At 69.9% G+C, this 10,880-nt stretch carries 11 protein-coding genes and 2 pseudogenes; 4 read left to right on the top strand and 9 right to left on the bottom strand.

Features of this window, described 5'->3' with window-relative positions; translation table 11 throughout:
• The first annotated feature begins 7 nt into the window (after window positions 1-7).
• Window positions 8-316 carry a hypothetical protein gene (locus ABZU32_RS29220; RefSeq protein WP_354926999.1) on the top strand — a complete coding sequence of 103 codons (309 nt, stop codon included), beginning with the start codon at window positions 8-10 and terminating at the stop codon, window positions 314-316.
• Window positions 317-329: 13 nt separating this feature from the next.
• On the opposite strand, the gene ABZU32_RS29225 is transcribed toward ABZU32_RS29220, so the two are convergent.
• From ABZU32_RS29225 to ABZU32_RS29235, 3 genes are all read right to left on the bottom strand, one after another.
• Window positions 330-1,124, bottom strand: a complete 795-nt coding sequence (locus tag ABZU32_RS29225) for a hypothetical protein (protein WP_354927001.1) — start codon at window positions 1,122-1,124, stop codon at window positions 330-332.
• 551 nt (window positions 1,125-1,675) lie between these two features.
• Window positions 1,676-2,914, bottom strand: a complete 1,239-nt coding sequence (locus ABZU32_RS29230; protein ID WP_354927003.1) for a hypothetical protein — start codon at window positions 2,912-2,914, stop codon at window positions 1,676-1,678.
• A gap of 250 nt (window positions 2,915-3,164) precedes the next feature.
• Window positions 3,165-3,791 (bottom strand): GNAT family N-acetyltransferase, encoded by a 627-nt coding sequence (locus ABZU32_RS29235; RefSeq protein ID WP_354927005.1) that lies wholly within the window; start codon window positions 3,789-3,791, stop codon window positions 3,165-3,167.
• Between the two features lie 200 nt (window positions 3,792-3,991).
• Here ABZU32_RS29235 and ABZU32_RS29240 point away from each other — a divergent pair, with 200 nt between their 5' ends.
• On the top strand, window positions 3,992-4,738 hold the full coding sequence (locus ABZU32_RS29240; protein WP_354927007.1) for an MBL fold metallo-hydrolase: 747 nt from the start codon (window positions 3,992-3,994) through the stop codon (window positions 4,736-4,738).
• 109 nt (window positions 4,739-4,847) lie between these two features.
• Here ABZU32_RS29240 and ABZU32_RS29245 read toward each other — a convergent pair.
• A pseudogene (locus ABZU32_RS29245) lies at window positions 4,848-5,225 on the bottom strand (transposase); the annotation flags it as partial.
• A 147-nt stretch (window positions 5,226-5,372) separates the two neighbouring features.
• Window positions 5,373-5,567: a DNA-binding protein gene (locus tag ABZU32_RS29250; protein WP_354927009.1), complete on the bottom strand. Its 195-nt coding sequence runs from the start codon at window positions 5,565-5,567 to the stop codon at window positions 5,373-5,375.
• 118 nt (window positions 5,568-5,685) lie between these two features.
• On the opposite strand from ABZU32_RS29250, the pseudogene ABZU32_RS29255 reads away from it, so the two are divergent.
• Window positions 5,686-5,790: pseudogene (locus tag ABZU32_RS29255) on the top strand (IS481 family transposase); the annotation flags it as partial.
• A gap of 105 nt (window positions 5,791-5,895) precedes the next feature.
• Here ABZU32_RS29255 and ABZU32_RS29260 read toward each other — a convergent pair.
• The 4 genes from ABZU32_RS29260 to ABZU32_RS29275 all read right to left on the bottom strand — a co-directional run bounded on the left by ABZU32_RS29260 (window position 5,896) and on the right by ABZU32_RS29275 (window position 9,681).
• On the bottom strand, window positions 5,896-6,603 hold the full coding sequence (locus ABZU32_RS29260) for a hypothetical protein (RefSeq protein WP_354927011.1): 708 nt from the start codon (window positions 6,601-6,603) through the stop codon (window positions 5,896-5,898).
• Between the two features lie 72 nt (window positions 6,604-6,675).
• Window positions 6,676-6,978 (bottom strand): hypothetical protein, encoded by a 303-nt coding sequence (locus ABZU32_RS29265; RefSeq protein WP_354927013.1) that lies wholly within the window; start codon window positions 6,976-6,978, stop codon window positions 6,676-6,678.
• A gap of 46 nt (window positions 6,979-7,024) precedes the next feature.
• Complete coding sequence (locus ABZU32_RS29270; RefSeq protein ID WP_354927015.1) at window positions 7,025-8,752, bottom strand: FtsX-like permease family protein; 1,728 nt, start codon at window positions 8,750-8,752, stop codon at window positions 7,025-7,027.
• Window positions 8,749-9,681, bottom strand: a complete 933-nt coding sequence (locus tag ABZU32_RS29275) for an ATP-binding cassette domain-containing protein (RefSeq protein WP_354927017.1) — start codon at window positions 9,679-9,681, stop codon at window positions 8,749-8,751. Before ABZU32_RS29275 ends, ABZU32_RS29270 begins: the two co-directional genes overlap by 4 nt.
• 153 nt (window positions 9,682-9,834) lie before the next feature.
• On the opposite strand from ABZU32_RS29275, the gene ABZU32_RS29280 reads away from it, so the two are divergent.
• Complete coding sequence (locus ABZU32_RS29280; RefSeq protein ID WP_354927019.1) at window positions 9,835-10,479, top strand: response regulator transcription factor; 645 nt, start codon at window positions 9,835-9,837, stop codon at window positions 10,477-10,479.
• The last annotated feature ends 401 nt before the right edge of the window (window positions 10,480-10,880 follow it).

Genomic DNA, 10,880 nt, shown 5'->3' on the forward strand with positions numbered 1-10,880 from the left:
GTAAGAAATGCGCGCACACAGACGAGCCGGCCTCGCGGTGTCCGGGGCAGTCCTGTCCATCATGTTGAGTACCCAGGTGGCCACGGCGTCCACTATCGTCTACAACGTCGAATTCTTCTCGCAGACCTGCGCCGGAGGAATCTCAACGAGCGACGTCAGGGCTTTCCGGAGCCTTCTCCAGCAGGACGCCTGGGAGCCCCACCACCGGTACGCGGGCTACCCGGACAGCGTGTTGAAGTACATGCTCCAGCGGGCATGCACGGCGTTTGACAGATATCAGTCGGCCGAGAGGGCCGCAGCCGCTCTATGGGGATAGACCAGACCCTCTTTCAGATGCCGAACCCGGACGCCGGGCCGTCGTGCGGGGGCGGCGTCCGGAGAGGCGCGAAGGCGGCCGAGCCAGGTGCTCGTGGTCCGCGTTTCGGTAACCGGAGCGAGACAAGCCGGTCATGGATGAAGCGGTGGATCAGGGCGAGCAGAGCCCGTTGCCGCGCCTCGGGCGACAGGCGGTCCGTGGCGTCGACTTGGTGGGCGCACGCCGCCGCGATCAGGTCCACCGTCACGGCGCCCAGGGCGACGGTGTCGGCTCTGGTGTAGTCGCCGGCATTCTTCACCAGTTCAGTGAGGTGGCCGGCCAGCACGGCGCCGATGCCCTCCTTGGCGGAGAACGGTGCTGCGGCGAGCCGCTCAACAAGGGCGGAGCGCAGACCCAGCGACGCCCTCGAGACCTGGACGACCACGGCCTCGTTGACGCCGTTCTCCGCTGATCGCCATCCTTGGTACGGCTGCGAAGAATCGATGATGACGAAGTGGTTGGCGTCGAAGACAGCGTTTCGGCCGTTCTGGGTCAACCCCCCGCCGCCGCGCACCATGAATTGGAACAGGTAGACCTCGGGATCGCACTGCCGAATGAGCCTCGCGGTCCGCTCGGCCCGCACCGTCGGGTGAGTCAGTGCCGATATCTGCACCCCGGCACAGTCCAGCACCCTGACGGACGCCTCAAAATCGGCTTCGCTGTCACTTCGGATCCAAGACGGCACGTGAGTAGACGACGCCATCTCGAACCAGGAAGGAAAGCGGTCCTCAGGGGCCAGATCCTCGGTCCTGAATTCCTTAATGGCCAATTGCGGGCACCCCTATCCTGTCCGACGCGTCATCAAGCCGAGATGCTCGCTCACAGCCGCCATAATTAGCGAATAGGACTTTCTCATCTTAAAGGATGATCAGGGGCCGACAGATCCCTTACCTTTGTAAACGCCTTGCATCGTCTTGTCGTGATACGACCTCGGCGGTGACGGCGTCCCGCGGTTCGGTGACGACCGGCACGACTCCTACGAGGAGAACGGACGAGGGCTGCGATCGTGACCGCGCTCGCCACCCGCGTCGGCTACCAGGTACCCCGACGGGCGGCCACCGAGTATGGGCCTACCTCACCGCCCCGGACCCGCATTAGAGTCGAGACAGGCCGCCCCGGGGCCCTAGGCCACCTGGGAGTCACGGCCTTGACTGTGTGTAGGTCCTTTCCAGGCGTCACAGCCTGCTCGGATCGCGGGTCGTTCCGGGCGAAGCGTCACCCTCCGGGGGCGTCCACCCCCGGAGGCCGACCCTCCTCGACCAGCACGCGTTTCCTGGAGCCGCCTCTCCTCGACCGGCAGGCGTTTTCCGGAGGCCCGCCTCAGCCGCCGAGCATGCCCTGGATGGCGGTGACCACGCCCACCAGCGCGGTGCCTGCCGCGCCCGCGTCGGTCGCGATCTCGAAGATCGTCTTCAGCCTGGCCTTCAGACCGCCCTCGCTGCGCTTGCCCGGCTCCTTGTCCAGTTCGCGCTCCACGCCGCCGGCCGCGTCCTCGACCGCCACCGCCTGCTCCTCGGGCAACTGGTCGCGCAGCACGTAGACGGCGTCGAGCAGTTCCTCCACCAGCGCGCGCAGGTCGGCCGCGTCGTCGGCCATGTTGTTCACGGTGGCGTCCCCGCTGCCGGTGCTGATCGCGCTGTTCCTGAAAGTGCCGCCGTTGAAAGTGGTCACGTTGACCTCCGGGGAGTAGGAGAAGGGCCGATCGGACGCGGCGGCGGCCATGAGCACGCGTAGTTGTTCGACGCGGGCGGCGATGACCGGGTTGGCCGAGGAACCGGCGAGGAAGTCGAGGGTCTGCACCGTGTCCGCGTAGACCTCGCGGGTGCGGGCGAGCATCTGCGCCAGCATCGCAGCGGCGTCGAACCCGTACTGCGCGGGCCGCAGCAGCAGGTCGAGTGCCCGCATCAGGTAGCGCTCGACCTCCGGCCGACCCATCTCCAGCCTGCCGTCCTCGCACAGCGCCAGCACCTGCTCGACTGCGGCGTACTCGGCGTGCAACCGCGACAGCAGCATCCGCATCCGCCGCAGTTCTTCATCCGGCTCGTCCTGCTCGTGGCAGGGGGTGATGTGCCACATCGACACCCGCTGCCCCGCCTCGCGCACCCAGGCGTGGTGGACGGCCTTGTGGCGCCACCAGTAGTCCTCCACGACCACCGACGGCGCGCCCGCGCGTACCCACCACTCCTCCGGTTCCGCCGCCGCCGAGGTGCTGTCGAGCAGGTGCCGCGCGAATCGCGGTCCGAACGCCACCAGCGGAACGTGCGCCCCGCGCTCGCCTCGCAGCCACGTCGGCGCCGAGATGGCCAGTCGTACGACGTTCTCCTGGCCTTCCCAGATCTCGTTGGGGTCGAGCCATCGTCGCTGGAACCCCACCTCCAGCCGGTTGACGACGCGGTCGGCGTAGAAGTTGCGCAGCACCGGCGTGACCGTCACCGACTTGCGGAACCCCGCACTGTGCCGCTGACGGGTGAGCCGGACCAGGTTGCCGACGTCGACGTAGTACGACTCGGAGATCCAGGGCGCCACCCCGCCGCGCAGCCGCGGCCGTACCGCGCCCACGCCCCGCACATGATCGGAGCGATGATGCTCCGGCGAACGACTAGGAAAGGCCCGGTCGGGGCGCGGCCAGCGCGGCGGCTCGCGGCGCCGGGTCTCGGCGGGCAACAGCGGACGCAGATCAACGATGGGTAACTGGATGGTGACGTGCACCCTCCCACAGTGACGCGGAACCCCGGCGACCTCAACGCATTGACATCATTTCCCGGACGCAGGACCGCTGATGCCGGATCACCGCCGCGGTGACGGCGGTTCAGCGGGTGGGCTGGGTCGGGTGGGTGGGCCAGGGGCCGGGGGCGAACATGGTGTTGGTGAGGGCCCAGCGTTCGTGGTCTTCCCAGACGCCGTTGATGAAGAGCAACTCTGGTGAGATCCCCTCGTAGCGGAAGCCGAGCCGCCGCACCAGGTTGATGGAAGCGTGGTTCCCGGGCTGGATCTGAGCGTCCAGCCGGTGCAGGCGCAGGCACTCGAACGCGTACCGGAGCACCAGGCGAAGGCCCTCGGACATGTAGCCCTTGCCCGCCGTCGGGGCGAAGGCCCCGTAGGCCAGGGAGGCGTTCTGGAAGCGTCCCCGGATGATGCTGTTGAGGAACACCGTGCCGGCGATCGCCCCGGTGTCGCGCAGGCAGACCAGCAGGCCCTGCGCCGTCACGTGGTCGAATCTCGTGAGGTACGCCTGGTAGTCCTCCGGCGTGGCCGGCAGCGCCATGTAGGGACCGTGCAGCCCCGCGCTGGCCTGGACGAGCGCGACGAACTCGTCCTGGTCGTCCCGGGTGAGCGCCCGCAGGGTCACCCGGGAGGAGTCCTCCAGCCGGTCCGACAGGAACGCCTCGACCTCCGCCGCCGTCCGCGCGACGCCGACGCCATCACCGTGATCCACCCGAGGAACCGTACCTTTTCCTCCCTAACCCGACATAACCGGAGCAGTCAGTCGGGGCGGGGAGCCGGGGTCGGTGGTGACCGAGCGCAGGAGGGGACGGGCGCCGTCCCCTATGCCTGTGACCTGGCCGGCTGCACGGAGGTGGTGGAGCACCCACCTCAGGCTCTCCATGACAGTCTGGAGCCTGGCATTCTCTATGAATGCGACAAGTAACCGTTCTCGGCAGTTGTGGTGCGTTTCCGGAGCCGGGCCGTGCCTGCAGCGGGTTCGCGGTGGACTGGAACGGTTATCGCCTGCTGCTCGACCTGGGCTACGCCACGCTGCCGCGGCTGCTCGCGCATTGGCCGGACGGCGCGGTGGACGCTGTCGTCATCACTCACGAGCATCCCGACCACTGCATCGACCTGCACGGGCTGTTCCGGATGCGGTTCTATGGCGACCCCGGTGGGCCGCGGCTGCCGTTGTACTGCCCGCCGGGCGTACTCGACCGGATCAGTGGCCTGGAGCCCGATGCGGACCTCCACGCGGTCTTCGACATGCATCCGCTGCCCGGCAGCCACCAGGTGGGGCCATTCGCCCTCACCGGACTGCCGCTGCCGCACTATGTGCCCAACGCCGGAATCCGTGTCGAGGCCGACGGAGTCGCGCTGGCCTACACCGGTGACACCGGCCCGGCCTCCGCGCTCGCCGACCTGGGTCACGACGCCGATCTGTTCATCGTCGAGGCCACCGATCATGACGGCGAGACCGACCGTCCTTCCCGCAATCTGCTGACCTCTACGGAGGCCGGTCAATGGGCCTGCCGCGCAGGTGCCCGACGGCTGATGCTCACCCATTTCTGGCCGGGCAACGATCGGGCCGTCTCCGTGGCAGCCGCGCGGCGGGAGTTCGGCGGTGAGGTGCTGGCGGCCGAGGAAGGACTCACCGTCGCGCTCGGACCGAAGTAGCGCGATGACCACTCAGATGCACCAGGCCGGGAACACACCGTTCTGGTGGCGTTCTAGTACTCCAACGTCACTTGGCTTGTCTGCGTTGGTAGTGGGATCTCGGGCTCGGGCTGACATAGGCCAGGAACACTCCGACCTGGTTGTTCTCAACACGGCCGGCGGTGCCGGTGTACTGCCTCTGCACCCCCACCGAGCACACCCCCTTCTTGAGCAAGCCGGTCTCATCGGCGACCAGCACCGCGTCGGGGTGGCCGAGCTGCTCGATCAGCCAGGAACGCACGTCGTCGCGGACGGCGTCTGCGTCCCACACCGTCGTGCGCAGCAGCCGCTGCATCGCCTGCGGATCGCAGTGGCCAGCCCGCTCCGCGAGGGACCAGCAGGTCTTGCGCTCGACCCCCGACAGCAGCCCTGCCACGAACTGGCCGGCCGTCGCACGCGGCTCGGCCCGTGCGAACCGGTCAGCGATACGCGTTACCGCCTCGTCCAGGATGACTCGCCACCCAGCGGGGTCTACGCTGTGGCCCACGGCCACCGCACGATCTTCGGTTGTCCTCACAAACCATCGATGATCAACGCGGTGGCCGTCTGCATGCCCACGCCACGCCCGACGCCGTAGCCAAGTGACGGTGGAGTGCTAACCCAGACTCAGGTTGTGCTCCTCAAGCGCGCTCTGGATGATCTCGAGCGCTTTCGGGCCCATGCCATGTAGCTTGGCCAGCTCAGTACGCGGCACCCCGGCAAGCTCAATAAGAGCCGTGTAACCAGCGTTGTTCAAGGCCCGCGTCGCTGGCGCACCGATCTTCGGCAGGGGGCCGAGGGAAGAGTCCACGCTCCTCATGATGTCGGGTCCGGTCCACAACTGCACCGTCATCCCGTATCGCACCGCGATCTGCCCCAGCCACGCCCAACGCCGAAGCCAAGTGACGTTGGAGTACTAGCGGATACCAACCACAGAAACCGAACGCCGCAACGCTCTACCGGCCTGGCTGCACGCCTGCGATCACCACCGCGCCCACACCGCGCTCGCAGGCCGACCACCAGCCGGCCGCGTGCCCACCACGCCGTCGAACATGCCGCTGCGACTGCTGCCGGTTCACGTGCGGCCGGGGCCATTCCAGTCGGACCCGGCCGTAGGGACCTCCACCGTTCAGATCCAGCTACCGGCCGCTCGTGCGTCCAGGAGACACGAAGCCGGGCGGGCCAAGCCGTGCGACGGTGGTGGAGCGCAGCCCCAGCGAGGCGCGAGAGAGCTGGACGACCACGGCCTCGTCAACGCCCTCTTCCGCTGACCGCCATCCTTGGAATGGCCGCGAAGAATCGATGACGACGAAGTGGTTCGCACCGAAAACAGCGTCTCGGCCATGGTGGGCCAACCCTCCGCCACCGCGCACTATGAGCTGGAACAGGTAAACCTCGGGATCATACTGCCGAACGAGCCTCGCGCTCCGCTCGGCCCGCACCATGGGGTGGGTCAGTACCGATATCTGCACCCCAGCACAGTCCAGCACTCTCACCGACGCCTGAAAATCGGCTTCACTGTCACTCCGGATCCATGACTCCAGCAGATTCGCCGCGACCCCCGAATCAACGAACGCGAGCTTGGGAATGCTGGTCGCACGGCTGCTCAGATTGCGCGACCATGCCGGAACGCGCTTGGTCAGGAAGACTTCCTCCAACAGCGAGATGTAGCGATGGACGGTGCTCGCCGACAGCCCGACGCCATCGCTGAGCGAGTTGGCGGTTCCTGACATGCTGGTCGCTACGATGCTGACACGACGGTCGCCTTGTGCCTGACACGGTGGGCGCATGTTCGCTGACATGTCGTACCGCGCCCTCTCGGCGGACAGCAAGGGACGCAGGTCCACGATCGGTAACTGGACGGTGACATGCACCCTCCAACAGGGACGTGGAAGTCCGGGGTTCTCAACGCGTTGATGTCAATTACCCTGGCCGGGTAGCCGGTGTCGGCATCTGTCCATTCCCCCGCAGCCCTGCGCCGTCACGTGGTCGAATCTCGTGAGGTAGCCCTGGTAGTCCCGCGGGGTGTCCGGCAGCGACACCCAGGAGTGGTGCTGGTCCGCGCCGGCCCGGACCAGCGCGACGAACTCGTCCTGGTCGTCCCGGGTGAGCGCCCGCAGGGTCACCCGAGAGGAGTCCTCCAGCCGGTCCGACAGAAGAGCCTCGATCTCCGCCGCCGTCCGCGCGACGCCGACGACGACGACGCCATCACCGTGATCCACCCGAGGAACCGCACCTTTCCTACCCAATCCGACATGACCGGAGCGGTCAGTCGGGGCGGGGGGCCGGGTCGGTGGTGACGGAGCGGAGGAGGGGGCGGCTGAGGGCGCCGGCGCCGATGACGCCCGCGAAGCCGGCGGCGGCGCAGACCAGGAGGGTCAGCCCGCCGGTCGCGCTCATCGCCAGACGGGCGAACGGGGCCGCGCAGAACATGCCCGCGACGATGGAGCCGCCGCCCATGACGGTCAGCGGGATCAGCGTCTCCAGCCGCCGGGCGCGGTCGAGCACCGAAAGGTCGGTGCCGGCCAGGCGCAGCAGCGCGTAGGTCTGACGACGGTCCAGGACCGCGGACGCGGCGGTGATGCCCGCGCTGACGATCGCCACCAGGAAGGACACCAGCAGAACGATCAGAGTGCCCGTTCTGATGTCCTGTAGAAGCCAGGCCGTCACCGGGTCGTTCTCGACGGAGATCGACGCGCTCGGAGTGAGCAGCCCGATGAACCCGGCGACGAACCCGGTCAGCGCCACCCCGCTCACCGTGCGCCAGGCGGAACGGGGGTCGTCCACCAGGCGCCGGCCGGCCAGCAACCTCGCGGGCCGCTTGGCGGTGCGGGCCGTGATCCGGCCGATCATCGCCACCACCCACGGCCCCACGAGGTTGACCGCGAGGAACGACAGGCTCAGCACGACCATGACGACCGTCACGCTCGCCCCGGCGCCGAAGGCCGGCACCGCGGCCAGGCACGCCAGCAGCGCCACCACGCGCACGAACCGCATCGCGGGCGGCGTCTCGCGCCTGGCCACGCCGAGCGGGCTGACCACGACCCGCCGCAGGCCCACCACGGCCGACAGCCCGACCAGCAGCGGCACCGCGAGCAGCACGGCCGCGATGGGCAGCGGCCCGGGCCAGATGTCGGAGGCGAACCAGGCGCCCCCGGCGATCCGCACCTGGCTGAGCGGCGGGATGGCGACCGTGTACAGCAGCAACCCCAGCACCGCCCCCGCGAACGCCGTGATCACCGCCTCGGCCACGGTCATCGCCACGACCTGGCCGGGGGTCGCCCCGACCAGGCGGAGCGCGGCCAGACGCCGGTCCCGGCGCGCCACCGTCAGCCGGGCCGCCGCGCCCCCGAACACCAGCAGCGGCACGACCATCAGCACGCTCGCGATCGCCGCCAGCGCCTGGTAGGCACCCGCGTCAGGTGACGGGCTCCCGGTGAGGTCGGGGACCTGCGTCGCGGACACGCCGAGGCGGTAGTCCCCCTTGTACTTGGCCGTCATGATGTCCTCGCCGGGCGCGTGGCCGACGACGGCGACCAGCTCGCCGGGGTGGACCAGCGCCTCGTCCCCGATCGTCCCGGCCCTCTTCTGCGGGAAGCGGCGGCCCACCGAGCCGTCGTCCCGGGCCAGCTCGGCGAGCGCGGGCGACATCACGACCTCGCCGGGCGCGGGCAGGCGGGAGAGGCCGCGAGGCGGGGAGACGCCCGGCGACAGGACCGCCACGTGGACCACGGTGATCCGCCGATCGCCCGAGAACTCGCTGCGGACGGCTTCGACCGCCCGTGGCGGCCCGCCGGCCGTAGCACCGGGTGGCGGCTCGGGGTTGCGCCAGGCGCCACGCTCGGCCCGTCCGGCGAAGGCGAAGTTGATCGCGACCGCGAACAGCAGCAGCGCGGTGGACACGCCCACCGCCGCCAGCGTCAGCGACGACCCGAGCAGCCCGCGCCGCCCGCCACCGCGCAGCAGCCGCCAGGTGAGGTCGAGCAGGTTCCTCATCGTCCGCTCCCCTCGGCCCCGTGGACGGGAACGTGCGAGGCGGACGGCACCTGGCCGAGCACCTGAGTGTGCGGAGTCGGTGGCATCTGCCCGAGCACCTGGGTATGCGAGCCGGGCGGCGCCTGGCCCGGTGCCTGGCTGTACGGACCGGCCGGCACCTGCGGGTACGGACCGGGCGGCGTATGGCCGGGTACCTGGGTGTGCGGGCCGTCCGAGATGGACGGGATCGGGGCCGGCGTCCCTACGAGACCGACGCCGGCCGTTGGGAGGATGTGGCCGTCTCTGACCTCGACCACGCGGTCGCACCATCGGGCCACGTGCGGGTCGTGGGTGACGACGACCAGGGACGCGTCGTTGTGCCTGGTCGCCTCCACCAGCAGGCGCATCGTGTCGTGCCCGGTGGCCTGGTCCAGCGCGCCGGTGGGCTCGTCGGCGAACACGACGGCGGGCCGGGTCACGAGCGCGCGGGCGATGGCGACCCGCTGGGCCTGCCCGCCGGACAGCTCGCCCGGGCGACGCCCTTCCATGCCGGCCAGGCCCAGCGGCCCGAACCAGGAGCGGGCCTGGCGGACGGCCTGCGCGCGCGGGACGTCGCCGAGCATGAGCGGCAGCGCGACGTTCTCGTCCACCGGCAGCTCGGGCAGGAGCTGGCCGAACTGGAAGACGAACCCGAAGCGGGTGCGCCGCAGCGCGCTGCGCCTGCGCTCCCCCAGGTTGTCGATGCGCTCGCCGAGCAGGTGGACCTCACCTGCGTCCGGCTTCATGATCCCCGCGAGGCAGTGGAGCAGGGTGGACTTCCCGGAGCCGCTCGGCCCCATGATGGCGACGGCCTCACCCTGGTGGACCATCAGCTCGACACCGGCCAGGGCGACGGTGGACCCGAAACTCTTCCTCAGGCCGAGCCCGTGGAGAACGATTTGCGACGGCATGAGCAGAGCCTCTCCCGCGGGCGGCGGCCCGCGGATCGGCCGCCCGCCCGATCCACCGGACGGCCCATCGGCCGAAAGGCCGATCTCCCCGGCCGGTGGGCCCGCGCTTGGTTCCTGGCGTGCGGGCCCGCGCTTGCTGGCAGAATCGGGCGGGTGAGGGTACTCGTCGCGGATGACCAGGAACTGGTGCGCACCGGCTTCCAGATGATTCTCGACGCCCAGCCCGACATCGAGGTGGTCGCGGCCGTGGCCGACGGCGTCGCCGCGGTCGAGCAGGCCCGCCGCCTGCGTCCGGACGTGTGCCTGCTCGACATCCGGATGCCCCGGCTGGACGGCCTGGAGGTCACCAGGATCCTGGCCGGCCCGGGGGTGCCCGACCCGCTGCGCGTGGTCATCGTGACCACCTTCGACCTCGACGAGTACGTGTACGGCGCGCTACGCGCGGGCGCCTGCGGGTTCCTGCTGAAGGACAGCGGCCCCACGCTGCTCATCGAGGCGGTGCGGGCCGCCGCCAACGGCGACGCCCTGGTCTCGCCGTCGATCACCGTGCGGCTGCTGTCCCACCTGGCCCGGCCGATCCCGGTCGTGACGCGCCCGCCGCGCGAGCCGCTCACCGATCGGGAGATGGACGTCGTCCGCCTGATCGCCCGGGGTCGCACCAACCAGGAGGTGGGCGGGGAGCTGTTCATCTCCCTGTCGACGGTGAAGACGCACCTGGCGAGCATCTTCGCCAAGCTGGGCGCCCGCAACCGCGTCGAGATCGCCGCCTGGGCCTGGGAGGCCGGCGTCGTCCGCTGACGCGCCACCGGCCCGCCACGCGTGCCGGTCAGAACAGTGACCGGCACGGCGGATAAGGCCACTATGTGCCTGGTGCGCCGCGGACGCTCACCGGGCCGGGCGACGTAGATCGGCGCCGGCTTCGCCGTACCCCCGACCCGCCGACCCGGCGCCGATCGCCTCCAGCACATGGCGGGGAAGTGGTCGCGGTGACGACGGTGTGGCGGGCGACGGTCCAGAGGGTGGCCGTGACGGTCTCGGGACGACGGTGTGGCGGGGCGACGGTCCAGAGGGTGATTGTGGCGGTCTCGGGACGACGGTGTGGCGGGGCGACGGTCCAGAGGGTGGCCGTGACGGTCTCGGGACGACGGTGTGGCGGGGCGACGGTCCAGAGGGTGATTGTGGCGGTCTCGGGACGACGG

Source organism: Sphaerisporangium sp. NPDC005288, assembly GCF_040607475.1.
Taxonomy (GTDB): domain Bacteria; phylum Actinomycetota; class Actinomycetes; order Streptosporangiales; family Streptosporangiaceae; genus Sphaerisporangium; species Sphaerisporangium rhizosphaerae.